Genomic DNA, 26765 nt, shown 5'->3' on the forward strand with positions numbered 1-26765 from the left:
AGTTCGATTTGCTGAAACACGTTCAGCGATGCTCATCTGTAAAACGTCATAATGAATTTCATTATGTGTTCACTCGTGAGACTTGATATTTTTTACGTCCGGAGACGTTGATATCAATCCTGCGAGTGCCCACACAGATTGTCTGATAAATTGTTAAAGAGCAGTGCAGTCAGTGCCGAGGCTTCCTGCTGCGAGGAGGCGTATATTACGCTCTTCTCCTTCGGAGTCAACTTCTTTTTGAGAAGTTTTTTCCGGCGATTCAGAGACTTCCTGAACCTCTGAGTGGCTGACCTGTCAGTCGTTGTGCCGTCTCAGTGGTTGCGCATTATAGGGAGGCGGAGCGGGAACGCAAGCAGAAATCTAAAGTTTTTATCTGCTTGCTTAAACTTCGTGCGAAACGCTGCTTTTTAGCCCTGTTTGATACGTGCAGGCAGTTCTGCAAGGCTATTTAGCACCCAATCTGCCGCTTTTTCACCCTCGACGGTCACTGGCTTGCCGGTACGTACCAGTACTTTTTTGCCCACTCCAGCCGCTGCACCTGCCATCATGTCTTCTATCTTGTCGCCAACCATATAGGAAGCGGCCATATCGATGTGCAATTCCTGCTGTGCGGTCAACAGCATTCCCGGCTGCGGTTTACGGCAGTCACAGTTTTGACGCAGTTCTTCTACTACGGCTTCCGGATGATGAGGGCAGAAGTAGATGCCATCAAGATCGACATCACGATCGGCCAGCGACCAGTCCATCCACTCGGTAAGGTGCATAAACTGCTCTTCGCTAAACATACCGCGTGCAATGCCGGACTGGTTCGTCACCAGCACCAGCGCAAAGCCCATCTTCTTCAGTTCCGCCATGGCTTCAATCACGCCATCGATAAACTCAAAGTTGTCGCTTTCTGAAACATAACCGTGATCGATATTGATGGTGCCATCACGATCGAGAAAAATTGCCGGGACATTGGTAGCCACGTAGTCACTCCTGCTAAAAAATTTGCCCTAGAGTATCTCACGATTGCTATAGAAGAGAGAATGCCAGTTTGAATGACTTAGATTGATTTAGACGTCTGGATGCCTTAACATCCACTTGCGTTCGGCTTCACCGCCGGATCCATAAGAATGAACGCCACGGACAACCCCATCACGATAATAAATAAAGCAATGATAAAACTTTCAAATATCACCAAAGTGTTCCAGCAGGGTTCACGCACGATTACAGCGCTGTCCGATGTCAGCCTACACGTGCCTGCCGGACAAATTTACGGGGTTATCGGTGCTTCCGGTGCCGGTAAAAGTACCCTTATTCGCTGTGTAAATCTGCTGGAGCGCCCGACCTCCGGTAAAGTGCTGGTCGATAATCAGGATCTCACTACGCTTTCCTCTGGACAGCTGACGCTGGCACGCCGCCAGATTGGCATGATCTTCCAGCACTTTAATCTGCTGAACTCGCGTACGGTTGCAGGCAACGTCGCGCTGCCGCTGGAGCTGGGCAGTCTGTCGAAGACCGAAATAAAGAAACGCGTAACTGAGCTACTGGAGCTGGTCGGCCTGGCCGATAAGCATGATTCATGGCCCGCCAACCTTTCCGGCGGTCAGAAGCAGCGCGTGGCGATTGCTCGCGCGCTGGCCAGCAATCCGAAGGTGCTGTTGTGCGATGAGGCCACCAGCGCCCTCGACCCGGCAACCACGCGTTCGATTCTCGAATTGCTGAAGGATATTAACCGCCGCCTTGGCATCACCATTCTGCTGATCACTCATGAAATGGATGTGGTTAAACGCATCTGTGACTGCGTGGCGGTGATCAGTGACGGTAAGCTGATCGAACAGGATACGGTGAGTGAGGTTTTCTCGCATCCGAAGACGCCACTGGCTCAGCAGTTTATCCAGTCCACCCTGCATCTGGACATCCCTGAAGATTACCTTCAGCGCCTGTCGCCGGAAGCCAGTGAGAGTACCGTTCCTTTACTGCGCCTGGAATTTACCGGCCAGTCGGTCGATGCGCCGCTGCTGTCTGAATCCGCTCGTCGCTTTAATGTGAACAACAACATTATCAGCGCGCAGATGGATTACGCAGGTGGCGTCAAGTTCGGCATTATGCTGGCGGAAATCCATGGTAGCGCCGACGATACTCAGGCAGCTATAGCGTTTCTGCAGCAAAATCATGTAAAGGTAGAGGTGTTAGGTTATGTCTGAGCCAATGATGTGGTTAATGGGCCGCGGCATCTGGGAAACCCTGATGATGACCTTTGTCTCCGGCTTTTTTGGTTTTGTTATCGGTCTGCCGGTCGGCGTGCTGCTTTACGTGACTCGTCCCGGACAGATTGTGGCAAACGCTAAACTTTATCGCGTTCTGTCAGCGGTGGTTAACATCTTCCGTTCAATTCCGTTCATTATCCTGCTGGTGTGGATGATTCCTTTCACCCGTATGATTGTCGGCACCTCCATCGGTCTGCAAGCGGCGATTGTCCCGCTGACCATTGGTGCGGCCCCGTTTATTGCCCGTATGGTAGAAAACACCCTGCTGGAACTGCCAACCGGTCTGATTGAAGCCTCGCGCGCGATGGGCGCCACCCCGCTGCAGATCATCTGCAAGGTTCTGCTGCCGGAAGCGCTGCCGGGTCTGGTGAATGCAGCTACTATTACTCTGATTACCCTGGTCGGCTACTCTGCGATGGGCGGTGCCGTCGGCGCGGGCGGTCTGGGCCAGATTGGCTATCAGTATGGCTATATTGGCTATAACGCCACGGTGATGAATACCGTTTTAGTCCTGCTGGTTGTTCTGGTGTATTTGATTCAGTTTGGCGGCGATCGCATTGTTCGCGCGGTCACTCATAAGTAAACACAACAGTAATATTCGTTATTTAAGGAAGGGACATGTCTTTTAATTTTAAAACGTTTGCTGCCGTAGGCGCACTGATTGGTACTCTGGCTCTGGTTGGCTGCGATCAGAAAGAAAAAGATCCAAACCACATCAAGGTCGGTGTGATTGTCGGTGCCGAGCAGCAGGTTGCTGAAGTGGCACAGAAAGTGGCGAAAGATAAATACGGTCTGGACGTTGAGCTGGTCACGTTCAACGATTATGTGCTGCCTAACGAAGCGCTGAGCAAAGGCGACATTGACGTCAATGCCTTCCAGCATAAGCCATACCTCGATCAGCAGATCAAAGATCGCGGCTATAAGCTGGTTTCCGTTGGCAACTCCTTCGTTTATCCGATTGCCGGTTATTCGAAAAAAATCAAATCGCTGGATGAGCTGCAGGAAGGGGCACAGGTTGCCATTCCTAACGATCCAACCAACCTCGGCCGTTCACTGCTACTGCTGCAGAAAGTGGGCCTGATTAAACTGAAAGATGGCGTTGGCCTGCTGCCAACCTCACTGGATGTGGTTGAGAACCCGAAAAACATCAAGTTGGTTGAGCTGGAAGCGCCACAGCTGCCGCGCTCTCTGGACGATCAGCAGATCGCTCTGGCGGTGATTAACACCACTTACGCCAGCCAGATTGGCCTGACCCCGGCGAAGGACGGTATCTTCGTAGAAGATAAGAACTCACCGTACGTTAACCTGATCGTGGCTCGCGAAGACAACAAAGACGCAGAAAACGTGAAGAAATTCGTGCAGGCCTATCAGTCTGACGAAGTGAACGAAGCGGCGAACAAAACCTTTAACGGCGGTGCGGTTAAAGGCTGGTAATCCCCGGTTGCAGGCCGCGCCAGCGGCCTGCCTGTTTTACGAATAAATGACTCTCGTTCTGCATATCCCGCTCTCCTCTTGTTATTTCTGCTTCGGCTTGCTTCAATAACGCCACTTTTACCGAACATGAGGATTTCCCATGCGTGTTTTGCCTCTCTGTTTGCTCGCCCTGTCGCTGACAGGCTGTTCGCTGCTGCAGAAACCTTATCAGCCCATCACGCCAATCGACAAGCCAGCGCAAACGGAGCCTGCCCGCACGAAACCCGTTGCACACCCTGCCCCGGTGAAGCTGTATACCGATGCCGCTGAACTAGTCAGTAAGCCTTTCCGCGATCTCGGCGAAGTGTACGGTGACGACTGTCAAAGCAGTACCCAGGATTCCCCGCCGAATATTGCGACGGCACGCAAACGCCTGCAGGTCCGCGCATCGGGTATGAAGGCCAATGCAGTACTGCTGCACAAATGTGAAATTGTGAGTTCGGCGCAGGGCTGCTACCGCCAGGCAATCTGTCAGGGATCCGCACTGAAAGTTTCCAATTAACAATCGTTACTGGTCCACCATGCCGTAACGTATCGCTAAACGCAGAGTGAAATCGTTGAAGCGCTGAACGCCAGGCGTTTCTTGCGCCGTGAGGCGTTTCAGGTGATGATTGCCAGGCTCAGGCGAAAGATTTCTCGTCTAATCTGGCCAAGGTTCGCCAGCAAATGCAAAAACGCGCTGCTGCACTGTCAGGTCATGCCCTGCTGATGCAACGCTGCGAAGTATTGAGTGGCTTGCCCGGTTGCTACCGCGAGGCCACATGTCAGAGTTCAGCCATAAGAGTCGCTAAGTCAATGTCGTCATTCTCCTTCCAGCAAATTGGTACGATTCATTCCCCCTGGAAGGAGAAATTTGCCGTTCCCAGACAGCCCGGTCTGATCGAGGACGGCGGCGGGGAACTCCGTCTTATCGCCCCCTATAACCAGCCGGAAGCGGTGAGAGGCCTTGAGGCATTCAGCCATCTCTGGCTGCTGTTTATATTCCATCAAACCATGGAAGGCGGCTGGCGCCCGACCGTACGCCCACCGCGTTTAGGCGGTAATGCGCGTATGGGCGTATTTGCGACCCGATCCACCTTTCGCCCGAATCCGGTCGGCATGTCTCTTGTGGAACTGAAAGGCATTCGCTGTGAACAGCAGCAGGTCATTCTGCAGCTGGGCAGCCTCGATCTGGTTGACGGCACGCCGATTGTCGACATCAAACCCTACCTGCCATTTGCAGAAGCTCTGCCCGATGCCCGTGCGGGTTTTGCCCAGCAGGCGCCCGCAGCCGATATGCCCGTGTTCTTTACGCCAGCGGCATATGAACAGTTAACGCAGCATCTGCCCCGCTATCCGCATCTTGAGCGTTTTATTTCTCAGGTGCTCGCGCAGGATCCGCGACCTGCCTATCGTAAAGGCGAGGAGCCGGACCGGGAATATGCCGCCTGGCTGCTGGATTTTAACGTTCGCTGGCGTATCACCCTTGCAGGTACAGAAGTTATCGCTGTCGACCCACGTTAATTTGATCCGGCATCTTTTGACTCACCCGACACGCTGGTACACTAGCCGCCACGTTTTTTGACTCTCTTCCGTTCATATGGAATCGTAACTCATGCGTACTACTCAATACCTGCTCTCCACTCAGAAGGAGACACCTGCCGACGCTGAAGTGATCAGCCACCAGCTGATGCTGCGCGCCGGGATGATCCGCAAACTGGCATCCGGCCTCTATACCTGGTTACCGACCGGTCTGCGCGTGCTGAAAAAAGTTGAAAACATCGTGCGCGAAGAGATGAACAACGCCGGTGCCATTGAGATCTCAATGCCGGTGGTCCAGCCTGCCGATCTCTGGCAGGAGAGCGGTCGCTGGGAGCAGTACGGCCCGGAACTGCTGCGCTTTGTCGATCGCGGCGATCGTCCGTTTGTTCTCGGCCCAACGCATGAGGAAGTGGTCACCGATCTGATCCGCAACGAGCTCAGCTCCTATAAGCAACTGCCGCTGAATGTCTTCCAGATCCAGACGAAATTCCGTGATGAAGTTCGCCCGCGCTTCGGCGTGATGCGTTCGCGTGAATTCATCATGAAAGACGCGTACTCCTTCCACACCACGCAGGAATCACTGCAGGAAACCTACGACGCGATGTATCGCGCCTACAGCCAGAGCTTCACCCGTATGGGGCTGAACTTCCGCGCGGTGGATGCCGATACCGGTTCAATCGGCGGCAGCGCTTCCCATGAGTTCCAGGTGCTGGCACAAAGCGGCGAAGACGATGTGGTGTTCTCCACCGAGTCAGACTACGCGGCCAATATGGAAAAAGCGGAAGCGGTCGCGCCAGCCGGTGGCCGTGCAGCGCCAACTCAGGCCATGGCGCAGTTCGATACGCCAAATGCCAAAACCATCGCCGAGCTGGTTGAGCAGTTTAACCTGCCGGTTGAGAAAACCGTGAAAACGCTGATGGTGAAAGCGACCGAAGAGAGCGGCCACACGCTGGTTGCCCTGCTGGTGCGCGGCGACCACGAGCTGAACGAAGTCAAAGCGGAGAAAATTGATATCGTTGCGGCACCGCTGACCTTCGCGACCGAAGAGGATATCCGTGCGCTGGTTAACGCCGGCCCGGGTTCACTGGGTCCGGTTGGCCTGCCAATGCCCGTCGTTGCCGACCGTACCGTTGCCGCGATGAGCGACTTCAGCGCCGGTGCGAATATCGATCATAAACACTTCTCGGGTGTTAACTGGGAGCGCGATCTGCCGCTGCCGCGCGTCGCGGATATCCGCAACGTGGTGGAAGGCGACGCCAGCCCGGACGGGAAAGGAACGCTGCAGATCAAACGCGGCATCGAAGTCGGTCATATCTTCCAGCTTGGTACCAAGTACTCGGAAGCGATGAAAGCCTCCGTGCAGGGTGAAGATGGCCGTAACCAGATTATGACCATGGGCTGCTACGGTATCGGTATCACCCGCGTCGTGGCGGCTGCGATTGAGCAGAACCACGACGAACGCGGCATCATCTGGCCGGCTGCACTGGCACCGTTCCAGGTCGCAATCCTGCCAATGAACATGCAGAAATCATTCCGCGTGAAAGAGCTGGCGGAAGAGCTGTACGGCACGCTGCGTGCCAAAGGCATTGATGTGATTCTGGACGATCGTAAAGAGCGCCCGGGCGTGATGTTTGCCGATATGGAACTGATTGGCGTGCCGCATACCATCGTGATTGGCGATCGTAACCTCGACAGCGAAGAGATTGAGTACAAATCCCGTCGTGAAGGCGAGAAGCGTATGATCAAAACCAACGAGATCGTCGACTTCCTGGTTGCCGAACTGGCGAAGTAATTTACCCGATTTGTTGACGAGAAACGGCCATCGCTACTGCGGTGGCCGTTTTATTTCAGGCGGGGAAAAGAGTCTTTAATGCGCTTAGCTGGCAGGCTGCTGTGAACGGGCGGTCAGATGATAGCGCTGCTTATCGTTTACCGGCGTTCCCCGAACCGATAACACCTCAAGCCCCTCTTCCGTTGGCCGGAAAAGCTGTTTCTCACCGTTCATCGCCACCAGCGTCAGCGTATCTGCCGTACGCGCCCACTTTCCATACTGCGCAAAGCGCATTCCCGTGGCTCCGACTTCCCGCTGCTCCAGCACGTAGCTGCCATCGGCGGCCAGGAAAAGCGATGATTCGCTGTCGCGGCAGTGATGCCCACAGGGTATCAGCCCGCTGTAGCTCTGGCGCATCGGTTCCAGTGCCGCATACTGCTGCGAGGGCTGGTGGTTATTACAGCCGATCAGCGTGGCCAGTACCAGTGCGGCACCGAAGCTTAATAAAACCGTTTTCATCACATCTCCTGCTGCCTGAGTAAGTCAACCCGGGGTTCGTTAGTCGCTGCGCACCTTACCGCGCAGCGATTTGGTCGACGATTTACGCGCTTTACTCTCCAGCCTGCGCTTTTTCGATGCCAGCGTCGGGCGCGTATTACGGCGGACCTTTTCAACAACCGTCAGTTCGAGGATTAAATTCTCCAGCCTTTTTAATGCCGCCTCACGGTTCATGTCCTGGCTGCGATACTCCTGCGCCTTGATAATCACGATGCCTTCAGGGGTAATCAAATGATGGCTGGCGGCCAGCATACGCGACTGATAAAACTCGGGCAGACTGGAGGCCCGGATATCAAACCGCAGATGAATGGCCGTAGAGCTTTTGTTCACGTGCTGCCCACCCGCCCCCTGCGCGCGAATCGCGGTAATATCGATTTCGGCATCGGGGATGGTGACATTACGTGAAAGAATAATCATGGCTTCTTACCTGCATCCAACCACGTCTCGAACTGAATTTCAAGGTGGTTGCTGTCATCAGAAAGCCAGATTGTGCCGTCCTGAATGGTCGCCTGCAGCTGCATTGAACGCGAAGCCAGCTGAGTCAGCGCGCTGAGCTGTTCATCGTTCAGGTAGCGAATGGACAGATTATCCTGCTGCGCCAGTTTGTTCTGGTTCTGCTGCCACCACGGCTGTGCTGCGCGCCAGTTATAGGCATAAAGCCAGACGTGCTGCGAGCGGCTGCAGGCTTTTTTAATGCGCCGCTCTTCTGGCAGCCCCAGCTCAACCCACAGGTCGATGCCGTTATGATCGTTAAGCTGCCAGATTTCAGGTTCATCCTCGGCGCTCAGGCCGCGGGTGAAGGTTAAACGTTCATGTGCATGTACCATCCACGCCAGCAGACGCAGCATCAGGCGTTCTTCGGTTTCAGACGGGTGACGCGCCAGCGTCAGCACCTGGTCAATAAAGACATTGCGGTCCATATCCGCGACGTTAACCGTGGCTTTGTAAATCGTTGCTTTCAGTGCCATAAGGATCCTTATCTTAGTTGCCGGCCATTGTAACCGATGGCGCAGCAATTCACCCGTTTCCGGCTGATTTCCGATAAAAGCCTGTGCTATAGTCGATGTTAGTCAGAGAAACACTCTGAAGGAGGTGCAAGTGCAAAACTATTGTGAATTAGTTCGCCGTAAATATGCCGAGATCGGCAGTGGCGATCTGGGATACGTGCCGGATGCTCTGGCCTGCGTATTGAAAGCACTCGATGAAATAGCCGGGAATCCTGAGCTAAACTCTTCCATCAGGGAACAGGCAGCCTTTGCTGCCGCTAACTTATTGGTGAGCGACTATGTTGACGAATGAAGCCTACAAACCGATCAACTGCGATGACTACGACAGCCTGGAACTCGCCTGCCAAAAACACTGGACGCTGGCGCTGACGCTGAAAACCGGCGAGCAGCTGAAAGCCAAAGCGAAAGACATTCTGTCGCGGAAAAACGTTGAGTACCTGACGGTGGAGATCGCTGGTGAATCCAGTGACCTGCGCCTCGATCATATCGCCAGTTTCAGCCATCCCGACCTTGGCACCGTCACGGTGAGCGAGTCAGATTAACCCACACGCCAATCAGTCACAGGGGCGGAAACACGTCGCCCCTGCCCCGTCAGGGCTTCAGACCCGCATAGTACGCCGCTAAATCCTCGATATCTTCGTCACTGAGCCCGGCAACAAACGCCTTCATCACCTCCGCCTGCCCGCCACTGCGCGCACCACTTTTATAGGCATGTAGCGCCAGCCCGAGATACGCCTCATTCTGGCCGGCCAGATGAGGGTAGATTGGCGCAGAGGCTTTACCGTCTGCGCCGTGGCAGGCCATGCAGGCTGCGGACTTTTGCTGCCCGGCGCTGCTGTCGCCCGCCGCGATGACCGGCAGGCTGGTTAACAGAAAGATCGCGGCCGTCAGGCTTTTTTTCAACATAGCACTCCCTGAATTCATTGTTGCCAGCGTATCCGCCAGGCTGTTTCCATTGAAGATGGCGCGCCTTCACGGGTCACAAATACCCCCAGAGCGGCAATCAGCTGTTCGCCATAAAACAGCAGTGGAATGCGTTCACGCTGCCAGGGCGGAATAGCGGCTTCCTGCCAGAGCTTTTTCAGCGGGCGGCTCCCCGCCCGGCCTACGATATGAAACGTACCCCGCGCCTGAAAACGCACGCTGACCCTCTCCGACGCCAGTGGCTGACGCAGCAATACACCGTCATCATCCACCTTCAGCTGCCCCAGTTCACCCGGCAGCGGCAGCGGCAGCCAGGGTGACGCCCAGTCAAGCTGCGTATCAGCCAGCGGTTCTGATGGGGTCAGCCACCACAGGCGATCGCGGAAACGACGAACCTCAGACGTCCCCAGCCGCAGGCACGGGGTGGCGTCCTCCCGGCTCAGCACCACCTCCTGCCACAGGCGCTCCAGCCCTTCCCGCGAAGGCATCGTACCGTTTTGCTGCGCAATCCAGCGCCGCAGCAGCGCCGCGCGGCGAACCGGGCTCATGCTCAGCAGCGGCGTAAAGCCCAGGCTGCCGTCGTCGGCGATCAGCGCATCCAGCGACTCGGCGAGCAGCTCATCCAGCAGCTGTTCCTGTTCGCCGCACAGCGCTGCACTGCGCGCAGCGGCGGCGGAAAAGTGCTGCCAGCGATTGCTTAGCAGCGGCAGTACCTCTAAGCGCAGGAAGTTACGATCGTAACGCGGATCCTGGTTGCTCTCGTCTTCAATCCAGCTCAGTCGATAGCGTGCGGCCCACGCCTCCAGCTGCTGACGACTGAAATCCAGCAGCGGGCGCAGATGCGGATTGTCACCGCGCATCTGCACCGCCGACATGGCTGCCAGGCCCGCCGGGCCGCTGCCGCGCTTCAGCGCCAGCAGCAGGGTTTCACACTGATCGTCCCGGTGCTGTGCGGTCAGTAGCGTTTCCAACGGGTCGATGTGCTGTGCGATAGCCTGATAGCGGGCGTTTCTCGCCGCCGACTCAATGCCGCCATGACGTGCATCAACCGCCACTTTTACCACCTCCAGCGGCACCTGCCACTCCGCGCACAGGCGGCGGCAGTGCGCGACCCAACCGTCCGCCAGCGGGCTGAGTCCGTGATGGACATGCAACGCCCGCAGCCGCAGCGACGGCCACTGCTCGCGGAGCAGCACCAGCTGATGAAGCAGCACGGTTGAGTCCAGTCCGCCGCTGTAGGCCAGCAGGACGGGCTGCTCTGTAGTGAGGGCGCGTTCAAGATGAGCAAGATCTGACATGGAAATCCTGAAGAAAACACCCGGCACGGTACGCCGGGTTTAGAGGATCCTATTTTAAGCCTGATACAGCTCCAGGGGCAAACCGTCAGGATCGCTGAAGAAAGTAAAACGCTTGCCGGTCAGCGGGTCGACGCGAATATCCTCACAGGTCACGCCGCGTTCGCTCAGATACTGCGTGGCGGCATCAATGTCGTCCACGCTGAACGCCAGATGGCGCAGACCGCAGGCTTCCGGGCGCGAAGGCCGCGACGGCGGATCGGGGAACGAAAACAGCTCAATCACATAACTGCCGTTCAGTGCCAGATCGCCCTTCCAGGAATCCCGCGCTTCACGATACACCTCTGCGGTCAGCGTGAAGCCCAGAATATCGCAGTAAAACGCCCGGCTGAGCGGATAGTCGCGCGCGATAATCGCAATATGATGCACCTGCTTTAACTGTAAACCGGACATGCTGCCACCTGAATCAATACTGTTTAGCCGTACCTTACGCAGCGACGGGCCTGACCGCAACGGGTCAGATTCCGTAAAGCGGCCTAAACCGCCACATTATCTTTCAGCACGCGCACCCGATACTGTCCGTCCTCGGTGAGGGTGGCTCCATGTATATCGGTTTCGAAGCCGGGATAACGCTCCCCTACCGAACACAGCATCAGCAGAAAATCGAGCACCGCGCGGCTTTCAGCGGTGATCATCTCACCCGGCATTACCACCGGCACGCCCGGCGGATACGGCAGGATCATATTGGCCGAAATACGCCCCACCAGCTCGCTGATATCCACGGTTTCCACATTGCCCTTCACCTGCTGCTGGAACATCTGGTGCGGGGTAAGCTTCATCTCCGGGAGAACCGCGAACGCCTGCAGCATCAGACGCGGTAAATCATGCTGGCAAATCAGCGAGTGGATCCCCTTTGCCAGATCCTGAATACGCATATTGCGATAAAAATCAGGATCCTCCGCGTACAGATCCGGCAGCATATTCTTGACCCGCAGGTTAAGATCGTAAGCCCGTTTGAATTCCGTCAGCCCGCGCAGCACGCTCATTGCCTTGGTTTTATCAATGCCGATGCTGAACAGGAACAGCAGATTGTAAGGCCCGGTTTTCTCCACGACGATGCCGCGCTGATCGAGGAATTTCGCTACCAGCGCCGCCGGGATCCCCTCCTCCGCCATCTCGCCAAGCTCGCTCATTCCGGGAGTGAGGATCGTCACCTTGATCGGATCGAGGTACATATGATCCGCATCCGCATCGCGAAAACCGTGCCAGTCCTCCTCACCCGGCTGGATCGGCCAGCATTCCGGTTCATCGATACCTTCCGGCTGCCAGATATCAAAGAACCAGCCGTCGGACTCCTCGCGCAGGCGCTGTATCTCGCGGCGGAAATGCAAAGCGCGTTCAACGGAACGATTAATCAACCGCTTGCCGGGATTACCGCGCAGCATGGCCGCCGCCGTTTCAATGGAGGCGACGATCGAATAGTTAGGCGACGTGGTGGTGTGCATCATATAGACCTCATTAAAGGTCTGTTCGTCGTAGTCTCCCTTAATGTGGATCAGCGACGCCTGCGAGAACGCGGCCAGCAGCTTGTGGGTTGACTGTGTTTCATAGATCACTTTCCCCGCCGTGCGCTCACCGCTCATGCCGCTCAGCCCGCTGTAAATGGGGTGGAAATTGGTATACGGCACCCAGGCGGAGTCAAAGTGAATGGAGGGAACGTCCAGCGTCTCTTTAATATACTGCGTGTTGTACAGCAGCCCGTCGTAGGTCGAGTTAGTGATCACCGCATGAACCGGCCAGCTGGCGCGCGGCGTCAGGGCCACCTTTTGTTCAATGCTCTCTCTGGTGAACTCCCGCTTGGGAATGCCACCGAGGATCCCCAGCGCGTTGCGCGTCGGCTTCAGCCAGAGCGGGATAACGTCGCTCATCATCAGCAGATGGGTCAGTGACTTATGGCAGTTGCGGTCAACCAGCACGGTGCTTCCGGCAGGTGCTGCATACATCCCGACGATTTTGTTTGAGGTCGAAGTGCCGTTGGTGACCATGTAGCTCTGCTCGGCACCAAAGGTGCGGGCAACATACTCTTCGGCTTCAAGATGCGGGCCGGTATGGTCGAGCAGCGATCCCAGCTCGGTCACCGAGATGGAAATATCCGCTTTGAGGGTGTTGGCACCAAAGAAATCGTAAAACAGACAACCCACCGGGCTTTTCTGGAAGGCCGTTCCGGCCATGTGTCCGGGGGTGCAGAAAGTGTACTTGCCCTCTTTCACGTAGGTGAACAGCGCGCGGGTCAGCGGCGGGGTGATGTTTTCCAGGTATTCATCGGTGTACTGCCGTATCCGCTGGGCAATGTCTTCCGCCGCGTTGAGGGCATACTCGAAGAACCAGATCGCCATACGCATCTCGTTGATGCTGACGTCCATCGTCGAATGGGTGTTGATAAAGGCGTACAGCGGCAGGTACTCGTTCAGCTGATTGATTTCGCTGCACAGCTCGAAGCTGTGCTCGTCCCAGTCAAAAATCACGCCGCTAATTCGCGGATTGTGCTCAATCAGCTTCAGCAAGTCCGCAGCGTCGTGCGGGTAGATGGTCTGGAAGCCCTGTAATTTCAGCGCGGCATCCAGCTGTCGGATCGGTTCATCTTTATAAAAAACGTTGTGCGGTTCTACGATCGCGATAATGTTCAAGGTGGCCTCCTGGTCACAATACTCCAGGGGATTAAGCATAGCGGATTGAAAATAAAAAGGGCCAGACATTGTCTGGCCCTTCTGAGTGCTTAGAGCGTGATGTTATCAGGCGTAGCCGTAGTTCATCAGGCGCTGATAGCGACGATCCAGCAGTTCCTCTTTGCTGAGCGCATCAAGTTCGCCGAGATCGGCAAGCAGCTGCGCTTTCAGAGAAGCGGCAATCGCCAGCGGGTTGCGGTGTGCGCCACCCAGCGGTTCCGGGATCACGCTGTCGATCAGGTTCAGCTCTTTCAGACGCGGGGCAATAATCCCCATCGCTTCCGCAGCCAGCGGCGCTTTGTCGGCGCTTTTCCACAGAATCGACGCACAGCCTTCCGGTGAAATCACCGAATAGGTGCTGTACTGCAGCATGTTCACTTTATCGCCCACGCCGATAGCCAGTGCTCCGCCTGAGCCACCTTCACCAATCACCGTACAGATGACCGGCACGGTCAGGCCAGACATCTCACGCAGGTTACGGGCGATGGCTTCAGACTGACCGCGCTCTTCCGCACCCACGCCAGGATAAGCGCCAGGGGTGTCGATAAAGGTGACGATAGGCATATTAAAACGCTCGGCCATCTCCATCAGACGCAGCGCTTTACGGTAACCTTCCGGTGCCGGCATGCCGAAGTTACGGCGAATTTTCTCTTTGGTTTCGCGCCCTTTCTGATGACCAATGATCATCACCGGACGGCCTTCCAGACGAGCGATACCACCAACAATGGCTTTATCATCGGCATAGGCACGGTCGCCCGCCAGCTCATCAAAATCGGTGAAAACGTTACGAACATAATCCAGCGTATAAGGACGCAGCGGATGGCGCGCAAGCTGCGCGATCTGCCATGCACCTAAATCGGAGAAGATTTTACGCGTCAGTTCTACGCTTTTATCGCGCAGACGCTGAACTTCTTCATCCAGATTAATATCCAGTTTTTCATCCTGACGGCCAACCGATTTCAGTGAATCGATTTTCGCTTCAAGTTCTGCGATTGGCTGTTCAAAATCCAGGTAATTAAGACTCATAATAATCCTGTTTTAGTCAAACTCCAGTTCCACCTGCTCCGATCCTATCAACGACCGCAGATCGTTTAACAAACGATCGCTGGGCGACACGCGCCAGGTTGCGCCAAAGCGCAACTTCGCCCGCGCATCCTCTCTCTGATAGTAGAGATGTACCGGAATTGTCCCCGAACGATGGGGTTCCAGGGATTGACGGAGACGGTTCAAAAGCTGGTCATCAATTTGCCTGTCCGTCAGCGATATAGCAAGCCCACGCGCATATTTTTCGCGTGCTTCGTCGATATCCATCATATCTCGGGCCATCATTTTAAGCCCGCCGTTGAAGTCATCAAAGCTGACCTGCCCGCTGACGATCAGGATACGGTCTTTTTCCAGCATATGCTGGAATTTATCTAGCGCATCTGTAAATAACATCACTTCCAGACGACCCGAACGGTCGTCAAGTGTACAGATACCAATCCGGTTACCGCGTTTTGTTACCATTACGCGGGCCGCCACCACCAGACCGGCCGCAGTGGTCATTTTGCCACGGTCGGTCGGGTGCATGTCTTTCAGGCGCAGTCCACCGACATAGCGCTCAATTTCTTTTAAATACTGGTTGATCGGGTGACCGGTTAAGTAAAGCCCTAAAGTTTCTCTTTCGCCATCCAGCTGGATCTGTTCTGGCCACGGCGTGACGTCAGAATAGGACTTCTCTACCTGTTCTGGGGCTTCCGCCAGCACGCCAAACATATCCGCCTGGCCAATCGCTTCCGCTTTGGCGTGCTGATCGGCGGCCTTCAGCGCATCGGGCAGTGCACTCATCAACGCCGCGCGATGTGGCCCAAGGCGGTCGAACGCGCCGGACATAATCAGTTTTTCCAGCACCCGCTTGTTCAGCTTTTTGGTGTCGGTACGGGCGCAGAGGTCAAACAGCTCGCGGAAGTATCCGCCTTCGTTACGCGCTTCAAGAATCGCTTCGATCGGGCCTTCGCCCACGCCTTTAATCGCCCCGATGCCGTAAACGATTTCGCCATCGCCATTAACATGGAACTGATACAGCCCGGAGTTAATATCCGGCGGCAGTACCTTCAGGCCCATACGCCAGCATTCATCGACCAGGCCAACGACCTTCTCGGTGTTGTCCATATCGGCGGTCATTACCGCGGCCATAAACTCGGCCGGATAGTGCGCCTTCAGCCACAGAGTCTGATAGGAGACCAGCGCATAGGCCGCGGAGTGCGATTTGTTAAAGCCGTACCCGGCGAATTTCTCCACCAGGTCAAAGATCTTAATCGCCAGTTCGCCGTCAACGCCGCGTGATTTCGCGCCGTCTTCAAAGCCGCCGCGCTGCTTGGCCATTTCGACCGGGTTCTTTTTACCCATTGCGCGACGCAGCATGTCCGCGCCGCCCAGGCTGTATCCCGCCAGTACCTGGGCAATCTGCATCACCTGTTCCTGATAGAGGATGATACCGTAGGTCGGTTCCAGCACCGGCTTCAGCGACTCGTGCTGCCACTCAATATCCGGGTACGAGATCGCTTCACGTCCGTGCTTACGGTCAATAAAGTTATCAACCATGCCGGACTGCAACGGACCCGGGCGGAACAGCGCCACTAGGGCGATCATATCTTCGAAGCAGTCGGGCTTCAGGCGCTTGATCAGATCCTTCATACCGCGTGATTCCAGCTGGAAGACCGCGGTGGTTTCCGAGCGCTGCAGCATGTCGAAGCTTTTCTGGTCTTCAAGCGGGATGGCCGCGATGTCTATCGGCTCCAGTCCCTCTTTTTCACGCCGGGCGTTGATCATCCCCAGCGCCCAGTCGATGATCGTCAGGGTTCGCAGGCCGAGGAAGTCGAATTTGACCAGCCCCGCGTACTCCACGTCATTCTTATCATACTGAGTAACGGGATGATTGCCGTTTTCATCGCAATAGAGCGGCGCAAAGTCGGTAATTTTGGTGGGCGCAATAACGACGCCCCCGGCGTGCTTACCGGCGTTACGCGTGACGCCTTCAAGCTTGCGCGCCATATCAATCAGCGCTTTAACCTCTTCATCCGCCTCGTAGATTTCCGGCAGCTGAGGTTCTGCGGCAAAGGCTTTTTCCAGCGTCATGCCGGGATCGGGCGGCACCAGTTTGGAGATACGATCGACGAAACCGTACGGATGCCCGAGCACGCGCCCCACATCGCGGATAACCGCTTTCGCCGCCATCGTACCAAAGGTAATGATCTGCGATACCGCTTCACGCCCGTACATCTCGGCCACGTGATCGATGACCAGGTCGCGTTTCTCCATACAGAAGTCAACGTCGAAGTCGGGCATCGAAACGCGTTCCGGGTTGAGGAAGCGTTCGAATAGCAGGTCAAACTCCAGCGGATCGAGGTCGGTAATCTTCAGCGCATAGGCGACCAGTGAACCGGCACCGGAACCGCGGCCCGGCCCCACCGGCACGTCGTTATCCTTCGACCACTGGATGAACTCCATCACGATAAGGAAGTAGCCCGGGAAGCCCATCTGGTTGATAACGTTGAGTTCAATCTCCAGACGATCGTCATATTCCGGGCGGCGTTCAATGCGTTGCTGCTCGTCGGGGAACAGGAATTCCAGACGCTCTTCCAGCCCCTCTTTCGATTTCATTACCAGGAAATCTTCGGTGCTCATTTCACCGGTCGGGAACTGCGGCAGGAAGTACTCGCCGAGGCGAATGGTTACGTTACAGCGGCGGGCAATTTCCACGCTGTTTTCCAGCGCTTCCGGGATGTCCGAGAACAGCTCGCACATCTCCTCTTCCGTTCGCATATACTGCTGCGGACTGTAGTTTTTAGGACGTTTGGGATCGTCGAGGGTAAAGCCATCGTGGATCGCGACGCGGATCTCATGGGCATCAAAGTCATCTTCCTGCAGGAAGCAGACTTCATTCGTTGCCACCACCGGAATCCCTTCAGCAATCGCCAGATCGACCGCCGCGTGCAGATAGCTTTCTTCATCCGGTCGACCGGTGCGGATCAGTTCCAGATAGTAGCGATCGGGAAAATGGGTCTGGTAAAAACTCAGGCACTCGGCCACGCCGGTGGGGTTACCGCGCAGCAGCATCTGGCCAACGTCGCCGCGTCGCCCGCCTGAGAGCAGGATAATGCCCTGCTGATGTTCCATCAGCCAGTCGCGGTCGATGGTCGGGCCCGCAGGGCCATAGCCGCGCTGGTAGGCGCGGGAAATCAACAGGGTAAGGTTTTGATAGCCTTCATTGTCTGCGGCAAGGACGGTCAGCTGGCTGAGCTCATCGCCCATCAGCGGACTGGCAACGTTAAAGTCTGCGCCAATAATCGGCTTCATGCCCTGGCCGTGCGCGGTCCCGTAAAATTTGACCAGCCCGCACAGGTTGGTGAAATCGGTGATGCCAATCGCCGGCATGCCCATCTTCGCCGCATTTTTCACCAACGGGCCCGTCTTCGCCAGTCCATCGATCATGGAGTAGTCGCTGTGAACGCGTAAATGAATAAAACGAGGTTCGGCCATCTGGGATTCCGTTAAAACTGAGGGAGAAGATTACAGCGAACGGGAGCGCGTCGCGGCAATTTCGGCGTCCAGTAGCGCATTGCGCACCGGGGCAAAACTGCGGCGATGATGCGGCGTTACACCGTGCTGGGTCAGTTTTTCCATATGCAAGGCGGTTGGATAGCCTTTGTGCTGGGCAAAACCGTATTCAGGATACAGCAAATCCAGCTCGGCCATTTCACGGTCGCGCGTGACCTTGGCGATAATGGAGGCCGCACTGATTTCACGCACCAGGCTATCCCCTTTGACTACGGCCTGACTGGGCATCGCCAGCGCCGGGCAGCGGTTGCCATCGATCAGCACGAAGTCAGGCGTGATGTGCAGACCGGCCACAGCGCGCTGCATCGCCAGCATAGTGGCGTGCAGAATGTTAATCTGGTCGATCTCTTCCGGCTCAGCCCGCCCCAGGCTCCAGCTCAGCGCTTTTTCAACGATTTCATCGTACAGCGCCAGTCGCCGCTTTTCCGACAGCTTTTTCGAATCGGCCAGGCCCTGGATCGGGTTCGCAGGATCGAGGATCACCGCGGCGGTCACCACGGCGCCGACCAGCGGGCCACGGCCCACTTCATCAACGCCGGCAATTAGCGCCGCGTTGGGATAAATAAAATCACTCATGGACACAGCTCCAGTACGGCGGCCGCAGCCTGTTCATCCGCATTCCAGCGGATTTGATGATGCAGTTCGGCAAAGGTCGCCAGTAGCCGTTGACGGTCTTCGCCGTTAAACAGCAGTGGCTCCAGCGCTGCGGCCAGTTTCTGCGGTTCACACTCGTCCTGCAACAGCTCTTGCACCAGTTCACGCCCGGCCAGCAGGTTAGGCAGTGAAACATAGTCGGTTTTCACCAGACGTTTCGCCAGCCAGAAGGTGAACGGCTTCATGCGATAGCCCACGACCATCGGGCATTTCGCCAGCATACACTCCAGCGCGGCGGTGCCGGAAGCCAGCAGTGCGGCATCGCTGGCCACCATCGCGGTACGGCCTTTACCATCCAGCAAATGCATGGTCAGATCCGGGGCCACGTCAGCTTTAATCTTTTCAAACTGCTCGCGGCGCCGCGGGTTGACCAGCGGGACAACCACTTCCAGCTGCGGATACTTTTGGCGCAGCAGCATGGCGGTGCGCAGAAAATCAGCGCTGAGCATTTCGACTTCGGCATTACGGCTGCCCGGCAGAAGAGCCAGGCAAAGCGCATCGGGCGCAATGCCCAGCTCCTGCCGCGCGGCCAGCTTATCGGGCTCAATGGGCATCGCGTCGGCCATGGTATGGCCAATAAAGCGGCAGGGAACGTTAAAGCGGTCGTAAAAGGCTTTTTCAAACGGCAGGAAGGCCAGCACCAGATCGGTTGCCCGGCCTATTTTGAATACCCGCTTTTGACGCCACGCCCAGACTGACGGGCTGACGTAATGGATCGTTCGGATACCGCGCTGCTTCAGCCGCTCTTCCAGCGTGATATTAAAATCGGGCGCATCGATACCGACAAAGACATCAGGCTTCAGCTCGGTAAACCGGGCGGTCAAATCCCGCCGGATATGCAGGATGCGTCGCAGCCGTCCGAGTACCTCAACGATACCCATCACGGCTAACTCTTCCATCTCATACCACGCTTCGCAGCCTTCGGCCTGCATCAGCGGGCCCGCTACGCCAACGAAACGGGCGTCAGGATGCTTTTCCTTCAGCGCACGGATCAGACCGGCACCAAGAATATCGCCGGAGGTTTCTCCGGCGACAAGGGCAATCGTTAAGGGATGCTTAGGCATGAGTTAACGAATCAGGCCCCGGGTCGATCGCGCGAAGAAGTCGTAGAAAGGCTGAACTTCAGGGTGCGCTTTCGCAATCTCGGCAATCTCTGGCTTCACTTCATCCAGCGTCTTGCCGCTGCGGTACAGCAGCTTATAGGCGTTACGAATCGCATGCAGGGCATCTTTACTGAAGCCACGGCGCTGCAGGCCGACAAGGTTAATGCCAAACGGCGTCGCGTGGTTGCCCTGAGCGATAACGTAAGGAGGAACGTCCTGCGCCACACCGGAACAGCCGCCCACCATAACGTGCGCACCAATGATGCAGAACTGATGCACCGCTGTCATACCACCGATAATCGCAAAGTCATCGACGGTAACGTGGCCTGCCAGCGTGGCATTGTTCGCCAGAATACAGCGATTACCAACGACGCAGTCATGCGCAATATGCGCATTAACCATCAGCAGGTTGTCATCACCCAGTTTGGTCAAACCTTCTGCCTGAGCAGTTCCGCGATGGATCGTTACGCTCTCGCGAATGCGGTTACGATCGCCAATCTCAACGCGGGTCGGTTCACCAGCGTATTTCAGATCCTGGTTTACCTCACCGATGGAGGCAAACTGGTAAATGGTGTTGTCCTTACCGATACGGGTATGGCCATTTACCACGACGTGCGACTTGAGGATCGTGCCTTCGCCGATTGATACGTTCGCGCCTACGACGCAAAAAGGACCAATCTGAACGCCAGCGCCAATGACGGCGCCGTCTTCAACGATCGAACTTGGGTGAATTACGGCGGTGCTATCAATCACGAATTAAGCCTCCCGGCTGCGGGCACACATCATTGTTGCTTCGCAGACAATTTTACCGTCAACGGTCGCCACGCCCTTAAAGCGCGTCAACCCACGGCGGGTTTTCTCGAAGGTCACTTCCATGATCATCTGGTCACCAGGCACGACCGGGCGCTTGAAGCGCGCTTCGTCGATTCCGGCGAAGTAGTACAGCTCACCAGGTTCCAGTTTCCCTACGCTTTTGAACGCCAGAATTCCCGTGGCCTGAGCCATCGCTTCCAGGATCAACACACCCGGGAAAATCGGCTTACCAGGGAAATGGCCCTGGAAAAACGGTTCGTTAACCGAGACGTTCTTCACCGCACGCAGATACTTGTGCTCTTCAAACTCAAGTACGCGATCGACCAGCAGAAACGGGTAGCGGTGCGGTAATAATTCAATAATCTCTTCAATCTTCAGAGTATGAGTTTCAGTAGTCAAAATACTCTTCCTGTCCTAAACATTCTGATGGCATCAATAACACGGCCTGCAACAATCGGTGATCGTTAGCAGGCCGCAAATCATTTCCGTGCGCTTGGCTTTCCCTGCTTAGCATGTTTTATTTATGAAAGCTGGGCAGCGTAAGTGATGAATCGTCGCTCAGTCTTTATCAACCTTACGTTCGACGGCCTTCAGGCGTTTGCTGAGTTCGTCGATATTCATCACCAGCGCTGCAGTTTTGCGCCAGGTTTTGTTGGGCTGCAGTGGAATCCCGGAAGAGTATACCCCAGGTTCGGTGATTGGTCGCATCACCATTCCCATTCCCGTGACGGTTACTTTGTCACAAATTTCCATATGACCATTAATTACGCTGGCACCACCGATCATGCAGTAACGACCGATTTTTAGACTGCCAGCCATAATCACGCCGCCTGCAACGGCAGTGTTGTCACCGATCACAACATTGTGTGCGATCTGGCACTGGTTATCTATGATAACACCATTCCCGATTTGAGTGTTATCCAGCGCACCACGATCGATGGTGGTACAGGCGCCAATCTCAACGCGGTCGCCAATAATGACCGTGCCAAGCTGAGGAATTTTCACCCAGTTGCCGCGATCGTTGGCATAGCCGAAGCCGTCGGCACCAATAACGGTACCTGACTGGATCAGGCAATCACTGCCGATCTGCACTTCATGATAAACGGTCACATTGGCCCACAGGCGGCTGCCGGCGCCCAATCGTGCCTTTTTCCCCACGAAGCAGCCAGGGCCGATAACCACGTTATCACCCAGCACGACGTCGGATTCGATCACCGCATTAGCGCCAATCGAGACATTTTTACCCAGCGTGGCAGTCGGGTCGATCACTGCAGCAGGCGAAATATTAGCGGCAGGCTGCGGTGTGGTATCCAGCAGCTGTGCCATACGGGCGTAGGTCAGATAAGGGTTTTTCACTACCAGAACCGCGCCAGCAAAGCATTCGCGATCGGCTTCCGACAGCACCACGGCTGACGCCTGGCAGGAAGCTAGCTGTTCACGATAACGGCTGTTGGCGAGGAAAGTGATCTGACCGGTTTGAGCGGATTGCATAGAAGCGATGCCGGAGATGACGATATCGCCATCTCCGTGCAATTCTGCATCCAACTGCTGGGCTAAATCAGCCAGTCGAATTGAAGACATGTATTATTTAACCTGTTTCAGGACATCTGCAGTGATGTCTTTCGCTTTAGCCGAGTAGGCTACCGCATTCTGGTCGATAACCACATCATAGCCTTCGCTATCCGCAACTTTCTGAACAGCATCCTGGATGCGGGTCAGAATTTTGTTACGTTCTTCAGCCTGACGGCGACGGTTATCCTGCTCGAAAGCCTGAGCTTTGGTTGAGAAGGTTTCACGCTGCGCCATTACGTCTTTTTCCATGCGGCTACGATCGCTGGCTTTCATGGTAGAACCGTCACGCTGCAGACGCTGCATTTTAGTTTGCAGATCGCGTTCCATACCCTGCAGTTCGGTCGCACGGCCTTTGAATTCATTCTCAAGCTGCTTCGCAACGGTCGCACGCGCTGGTAACTGTTGGAAAATGCTGGAAACGTTCACCACTGCGATTTTGTCAGCTGCCTGGGCTCCAGCGGAAACCGCCATAGCAATACCCAGACCTGCGGCACACAACAACTTTTTCACTATAAACTCCTTACCATCAACGTTTGTGTCATGGACACATGTGTTGCGCATGGTGTGGCCCGCTTGAGCAGGCCATCACTTAACTGCGCGATACTCTTTTGCGTACTTCCCTGCTACACCGAATTACCAGGTTTTACCAATGTTAAACTGGAACTGTTCGGCTTTATCTCCATCATACTTTTTGAACGGCTGAGCGTAGGAGAACACCAGTGGACCTAACGGTGACATCCACTGCAACGCTAAACCGGCAGACATACGAATGTTGCTTGGATCGCTGTAGTCAGGAATACCGGCCGCACGTGTCTCAGCCGTGTTTTCCCACTTAGTATCCCAGACCGTACCCGCATCCACAAACAGTGAAGTACGTACCGAGTTAGAGTACTTCTCACTGATAAATGGCGTTGGCGTAATCAGCTCAAGGCTGGCGACGGCCATGGCGTTACCACCGACGGCATCGTCTGAATTACACACCTTGTTCACGTCGGTGCCGGAGCAGTCTGAAGAACCATTGTTCAGGTAAGCCGCTTTCGGACCAATGTTATTGGAGCGGAAGCCACGTACGGTGCTGGAACCACCGGCATAGAAGTTCTCGTAGAACGGCAGTTCTTTGCCGCTCAGTCCGTCACCATAGCCTACACGACCACGGCCCAACATCACCCAGGTGCGGTCCTGGTTTAGCGGCAGATACTGCTGTGTATCCAGCGTCGCTTTGTAGAAGGCGTTGTCGGAACCCGGAATCGTCACCTTACCATTCAGGTTCGTACGGTTACCGGCCGTCGGGAAGAAACCGCGGTCCAGGGTGTTGTACGTCCAACCATAGTTAAAGGTGAAGTCATCAGCCGAGTAGTCTTCGTCGCCATCCAGCGTTGGGTTTTTCCCAACGGAGCGCAGGTAGCGCCACATGGTGACCTGCGGCTGCATGTTCGACAGGCTGTTATGCACATAGCCAAGACCCACGCGCAGGGTGTTGTTCTCGTTCACCGGGAAGCCCAGCGTACCGTCTAAACCATAGCTCTTATTGGTATAGTCGGACAGGTCGGCGTCATCGGCTTTAAAGTCGTTATAGAACAGACGACCACCCAGGCTGACACCGTCGACCGTGAAGTACGGGTCGGTCATCGAGAATTCAGCGTAGGTCTGATAATCGTTTTTGGTTCCACTAATACCGACGGTATTACCGGTGCCCAGCCAGTTATCCTGGGTCACACCCACCTGGAAGCTCACGCCGCTTTCTGTACCGTAGCCGATACCGAAGTTCAGCGTACCGGTGTTACGTTCTTTCACCTTGTAGACGACGTCTACCTGGTCCGACGAGCCGGGAACACGCTGCGTGTCGGTATCGACGGTTTCGAAGTAGCCAAGGCGATTCAGACGCTCTTTGCCCTGCTCAACCAGATCGCTGCCCAGCCATGCGCCTTCCATCTGACGCATTTCGCGACGCAGTACGGAATCTTTCGAGGTGTCGTTACCCTCGAAGCGGACTTTACGCACGTAGTAACGGTTGCCCGCGTCCACATTCACATGCAGCTTAACGGTTTTATTGCTGTCGTCGATTTCAGGCTGAGTCTGAACGCGCGGATAGGCATAGCCATAGCGCCCCAGAAGCTTCTTGATATCGTCTTCCATGCGGGTCACTTTCGCGCCGTTATAGAGTTCACCCGGGGTGATTTTAGTCAGCCCTTCGATCTCGGCCGAGTGCCCCGCCAGGTTACCGCTTACCGTCACGCCAGAAAGCTTGTACTGATCGCCTTCGGTGATGTTAACGGTAATGTAGATGCCTTTTTTATCCGGCGTCAGGCTGACCTGGGTGGAGTCGATGTTGAAACGGGCATAGCCGCGATCCAGATAGAAGCTGCGCAGGGTCTCAAGGTCACCGGCCAGTTTTTGCTTCTGGTATTTACGGTCACCCACCACGTTCCACCACGGCACTTCGTCACGCAGCTGGAAGCGGGAGATCAGCTCTTCTGAGCTGTAGGCTTTATTACCCACGATGTTGATCTGCTGGATTTGCGCAGAAACACCTTCGGTAAACACCAGCTTCAGGTCAACACGGTTGCGCGGCAGCGGCGTAACTACCGCCTTCACGCTGGCGCTGTATTTACCGACGCTGTAGTAGAAGTCTTCCAGTCCCTTTTCAATCGAGGAAATGGTGGTGCGATCCAGTGCTTCACCCACACGCACACCTGAAGCTTCGAGATTTTGCTTCAGCATGTCCTCTTTCACCGCTTTGTTACCGGAGAAAGTGATGCTGGCAATCGTCGGACGCTCTTTAACCTGAACAATCAGCGTATTGCCGTCGCGCAGGACCTGAACGTCTTCAAAATTCCCGGTCGCAAAAAGAGAGCGAATGGTATTACTGAGATCTTCATCGGAGACAGTGTCTCCCACGCGGACTGGCATACTGAGCAATGCCGCACCGACGGCGACTCGCTGCAGGCCTTCGAAATGAATATCCTTCACTACGAATCCGTCTGCACCGTATACGGTAGCGCTGCTAAGCAGCAGCGACGCTATGAGCAACTTTTTCATCGCCATCGTTGTTATGCATTCTTCCTAACTGGTTCTCATCGCCTAAGGGGATTTCGCCTCACGCCGGCCTGTTGTGGCCTTCGCTGGCTAATTCCTGAGCTCCTAGAGGCGCGAGAAATCATTGAATAGTGCAAGCCCCATTAACAGCACCAGCAAAATAGAGCCGATACGATAACTGAAGTCCTGAACTCGCTCGGACACCGGCTTCCCTTTGATCTTTTCGATCGCCAGGAACAACAAATGTCCACCATCTAACACCGGCAGTGGGAACAGGTTGATTATCCCAAGGTTCACGCTAATCAGAGCGAGGAACATCAGATAATAAATCAAGCCGTATTCCGCAGACATCCCAGCCCCTTGGGCGATAGAAATCGGCCCGCTGAGATTGTTCAGCTTCACATCACCGACAATCAGTTTACCCAGCATGCTTACCGTTAACTTCATCAGCTGCCAGGTTTTTGCGCTGGCTTCGCCGATTGCGGCAAACGGTCCATACTGGCGTACCGTTCTGTACTCATCAGGCAGTGGGATCACCCGTGGGACAACCCCGGCAAACCCTTCTGCCTTGTTACGGGGATTGACGTCCGGCGTCAGCGTTAAATCAACCGAGCCACCCTGACGCTCAACCTGCAGCGCGATTGCCGTTCCCGGATTATCGCGCACCGTCGTCACAAAATCCTGCCACTGGTCCAGCGGCTGACCACTGACTTTAACGATCCTGTCGCCCGCTTGCAAACCCGCCTTGCTTGCCGCCGAGTTCTTCTGCACCTGCGCCAGCGTCGTTTCTATCTGGGGTCCGCGGGGCTGGATACCCAGAGCCGCAACCGGATCCTGCTTATCGGGTTCGAACTGCCAGTTGCGCAGATCGATGCGTTTGTCACTCGTTTGTTCACTACCAAACGGCGCTACGCTGACGGTGGTACTTTCATCACCGATCTTCGCAACGAGTGCCATACGCACTGCATCCCAATCAGGCGTTTCGATACCGTCAACGGCTTTAAGTTCCATCCCGGGTGTAATTTGCGCCGTTGCGGCAGGCGAGTTGGTGGTTATTTCGCCAATAACCGGACGCACGCCGGGAACGCCGATGATAAACACCAGCCAGTAGGCAATGATAGCAAAGATGAAATTGGCCAGTGGCCCGGCGCCAATAATGGCAGCGCGTTGGAGAACGGTTTTGTTGTTGAAGGACTGATGGCGAAGTTCAGGCGGCACGCTTTCAACACGCTCATCGAGCATCTTGACGTAGCCGCCGAGCGGGATCAGGGCAATAACGTACTCTGTCCCCTGCTTATCACGACGACGCCACAGGGCTTTACCAAAACCGACTGAGAAACGTTCGACTTTGACGCCGCAGCGGCGGGCCACCCAAAAGTGACCAAACTCGTGCACGGTGATTAAAATCCCCAGCGCAACGATAAAAGCGGCAAGACTCCAGAGTACGCTCAACATAATGTT

At 55.5% G+C, this 26765-nt stretch carries 26 protein-coding genes and 1 pseudogene; 9 read left to right on the forward strand and 18 right to left on the reverse strand.

The window, feature by feature from the left end:
* Nucleotides 1–407 precede the first annotated feature (407 nt).
* Entirely contained in the window at nt 408–968 is a 561-nt protein-coding gene (gene gmhB, locus EC836_RS21645; RefSeq protein WP_123336996.1) for a D-glycero-beta-D-manno-heptose 1,7-bisphosphate 7-phosphatase, read from the reverse strand.
* A 189-nt stretch (nt 969–1157) separates the two neighbouring features.
* Between gmhB and metN the strand changes: the two genes are divergently transcribed.
* The 7 genes and pseudogenes from metN (at nt 1158) to proS (ending at nt 7038) form a co-directional block, all read left to right on the forward strand.
* Nucleotides 1158–2189, forward strand: a complete 1032-nt coding sequence (metN, locus tag EC836_RS21650; protein WP_123337327.1) for a methionine ABC transporter ATP-binding protein MetN — start codon at nt 1158–1160, stop codon at nt 2187–2189.
* Nucleotides 2182–2835 carry a methionine ABC transporter permease MetI gene (locus EC836_RS21655; RefSeq protein ID WP_123336997.1) on the forward strand — a complete coding sequence of 218 codons (654 nt, stop codon included), beginning with the start codon at nt 2182–2184 and terminating at the stop codon, nt 2833–2835. Before metN ends, EC836_RS21655 begins: the two co-directional genes overlap by 8 nt.
* 35 nt (nt 2836–2870) lie before the next feature.
* A complete protein-coding gene (locus tag EC836_RS21660; RefSeq protein ID WP_123336999.1) occupies nt 2871–3686 on the forward strand; it encodes a MetQ/NlpA family lipoprotein in 816 nt (271 codons plus the stop codon).
* Nucleotides 3687–3825: 139 nt separating this feature from the next.
* Nucleotides 3826–4227 carry an Rcs stress response system protein RcsF gene (gene rcsF, locus EC836_RS21665; RefSeq protein ID WP_123337001.1) on the forward strand — a complete coding sequence of 134 codons (402 nt, stop codon included), beginning with the start codon at nt 3826–3828 and terminating at the stop codon, nt 4225–4227.
* Nucleotides 4228–4334: 107 nt separating this feature from the next.
* Nucleotides 4335–4499 (forward strand): annotated as a pseudogene (rcsF, locus tag EC836_RS25165) (Rcs stress response system protein RcsF); the annotation flags it as partial.
* Between the two features lie 21 nt (nt 4500–4520).
* Nucleotides 4521–5228, forward strand: a complete 708-nt coding sequence (tsaA, locus tag EC836_RS21670) for a tRNA (N6-threonylcarbamoyladenosine(37)-N6)-methyltransferase TrmO (RefSeq protein WP_148050400.1) — start codon at nt 4521–4523, stop codon at nt 5226–5228.
* A 91-nt stretch (nt 5229–5319) separates the two neighbouring features.
* Nucleotides 5320–7038: a proline--tRNA ligase gene (gene proS, locus EC836_RS21675; protein ID WP_123337005.1), complete on the forward strand. Its 1719-nt coding sequence runs from the start codon at nt 5320–5322 to the stop codon at nt 7036–7038.
* Nucleotides 7039–7122: 84 nt separating this feature from the next.
* Here the strand turns inward: proS and EC836_RS21680 are convergent, their stop codons facing one another.
* Genes EC836_RS21680 through EC836_RS21690 form a run of 3 tightly spaced genes read right to left on the reverse strand, consistent with a single transcriptional unit; the run spans nt 7123 to nt 8543 of the window.
* Nucleotides 7123–7536, reverse strand: a complete 414-nt coding sequence (locus EC836_RS21680; RefSeq protein ID WP_123337008.1) for a copper resistance protein NlpE N-terminal domain-containing protein — start codon at nt 7534–7536, stop codon at nt 7123–7125.
* Between the two features lie 39 nt (nt 7537–7575).
* Nucleotides 7576–7992: an alternative ribosome rescue aminoacyl-tRNA hydrolase ArfB gene (gene arfB / locus EC836_RS21685; RefSeq protein WP_123337010.1), complete on the reverse strand. Its 417-nt coding sequence runs from the start codon at nt 7990–7992 to the stop codon at nt 7576–7578.
* Nucleotides 7989–8543, reverse strand: a complete 555-nt coding sequence (locus EC836_RS21690) for a YaeQ family protein (RefSeq protein WP_123337012.1) — start codon at nt 8541–8543, stop codon at nt 7989–7991. The genes arfB and EC836_RS21690 overlap by 4 nt, the downstream gene beginning before the upstream one ends.
* Before the next feature lie 130 nt (nt 8544–8673).
* Here EC836_RS21690 and EC836_RS21695 point away from each other — a divergent pair, with 130 nt between their 5' ends.
* Together EC836_RS21695 and rof are read left to right on the forward strand one after the other, a co-directional pair.
* On the forward strand, nt 8674–8874 hold the full coding sequence (locus EC836_RS21695; protein ID WP_105595462.1) for a YaeP family protein: 201 nt from the start codon (nt 8674–8676) through the stop codon (nt 8872–8874).
* The gene (gene rof / locus EC836_RS21700) at nt 8861–9124 is read left to right on the forward strand and encodes a Rho-binding antiterminator (RefSeq protein ID WP_123337014.1); all 264 of its coding nucleotides are present in this window, start codon (nt 8861–8863) and stop codon (nt 9122–9124) included. Before EC836_RS21695 ends, rof begins: the two co-directional genes overlap by 14 nt.
* Before the next feature lie 49 nt (nt 9125–9173).
* Here rof and EC836_RS21705 read toward each other — a convergent pair whose 3' ends face one another.
* The 14 genes from EC836_RS21705 to rseP all read right to left on the reverse strand — a co-directional run bounded on the left by EC836_RS21705 (nt 9174) and on the right by rseP (nt 26759).
* Nucleotides 9174–9488, reverse strand: coding sequence for a cytochrome c (locus EC836_RS21705; RefSeq protein ID WP_123337016.1), 315 nt, complete (start codon nt 9486–9488; stop codon nt 9174–9176).
* 14 nt (nt 9489–9502) lie between these two features.
* Entirely contained in the window at nt 9503–10804 is a 1302-nt protein-coding gene (tilS, locus tag EC836_RS21710) for a tRNA lysidine(34) synthetase TilS (protein ID WP_123337018.1), read from the reverse strand.
* A 54-nt stretch (nt 10805–10858) separates the two neighbouring features.
* A complete protein-coding gene (locus tag EC836_RS21715; protein ID WP_123337020.1) occupies nt 10859–11254 on the reverse strand; it encodes a VOC family protein in 396 nt (131 codons plus the stop codon).
* 83 nt (nt 11255–11337) lie between these two features.
* Nucleotides 11338–13488 carry a lysine decarboxylase LdcC gene (locus tag EC836_RS21720; RefSeq protein WP_123337022.1) on the reverse strand — a complete coding sequence of 717 codons (2151 nt, stop codon included), beginning with the start codon at nt 13486–13488 and terminating at the stop codon, nt 11338–11340.
* 105 nt (nt 13489–13593) lie between these two features.
* Nucleotides 13594–14553 (reverse strand): acetyl-CoA carboxylase carboxyl transferase subunit alpha, encoded by a 960-nt coding sequence (gene accA / locus EC836_RS21725; RefSeq protein WP_123337024.1) that lies wholly within the window; start codon nt 14551–14553, stop codon nt 13594–13596.
* Nucleotides 14554–14565: 12 nt separating this feature from the next.
* A complete protein-coding gene (gene dnaE / locus EC836_RS21730; RefSeq protein ID WP_123337027.1) occupies nt 14566–18048 on the reverse strand; it encodes a DNA polymerase III subunit alpha in 3483 nt (1160 codons plus the stop codon).
* A gap of 30 nt (nt 18049–18078) precedes the next feature.
* Nucleotides 18079–18702 (reverse strand): ribonuclease HII, encoded by a 624-nt coding sequence (gene rnhB, locus EC836_RS21735; RefSeq protein ID WP_123337029.1) that lies wholly within the window; start codon nt 18700–18702, stop codon nt 18079–18081.
* The gene (gene lpxB, locus EC836_RS21740) at nt 18699–19844 is read right to left on the reverse strand and encodes a lipid-A-disaccharide synthase (protein WP_123337031.1); all 1146 of its coding nucleotides are present in this window, start codon (nt 19842–19844) and stop codon (nt 18699–18701) included. Before lpxB ends, rnhB begins: the two co-directional genes overlap by 4 nt.
* A 3-nt stretch (nt 19845–19847) precedes the next feature.
* Nucleotides 19848–20636, reverse strand: a complete 789-nt coding sequence (gene lpxA / locus EC836_RS21745) for an acyl-ACP--UDP-N-acetylglucosamine O-acyltransferase (RefSeq protein ID WP_123337033.1) — start codon at nt 20634–20636, stop codon at nt 19848–19850.
* A 3-nt stretch (nt 20637–20639) separates the two neighbouring features.
* Nucleotides 20640–21095, reverse strand: a complete 456-nt coding sequence (gene fabZ / locus EC836_RS21750) for a 3-hydroxyacyl-ACP dehydratase FabZ (RefSeq protein WP_105595450.1) — start codon at nt 21093–21095, stop codon at nt 20640–20642.
* Nucleotides 21096–21254: 159 nt separating this feature from the next.
* Complete coding sequence (gene lpxD / locus EC836_RS21755) at nt 21255–22277, reverse strand: UDP-3-O-(3-hydroxymyristoyl)glucosamine N-acyltransferase (RefSeq protein WP_123337035.1); 1023 nt, start codon at nt 22275–22277, stop codon at nt 21255–21257.
* A gap of 3 nt (nt 22278–22280) precedes the next feature.
* Entirely contained in the window at nt 22281–22778 is a 498-nt protein-coding gene (gene skp, locus EC836_RS21760) for a molecular chaperone Skp (protein ID WP_123337037.1), read from the reverse strand.
* A 123-nt stretch (nt 22779–22901) separates the two neighbouring features.
* Complete coding sequence (gene bamA / locus EC836_RS21765; RefSeq protein ID WP_123337039.1) at nt 22902–25313, reverse strand: outer membrane protein assembly factor BamA; 2412 nt, start codon at nt 25311–25313, stop codon at nt 22902–22904.
* Nucleotides 25314–25409: 96 nt separating this feature from the next.
* Nucleotides 25410–26759, reverse strand: coding sequence for a sigma E protease regulator RseP (gene rseP / locus EC836_RS21770; RefSeq protein ID WP_123337041.1), 1350 nt, complete (start codon nt 26757–26759; stop codon nt 25410–25412).
* Nucleotides 26760–26765: the final 6 nt, after the last annotated feature.

The sequence above is a fragment of the Erwinia sp. JUb26 genome (assembly GCF_003751505.1).
Classification (GTDB): Bacteria; Pseudomonadota; Gammaproteobacteria; order Enterobacterales; family Enterobacteriaceae; genus Erwinia.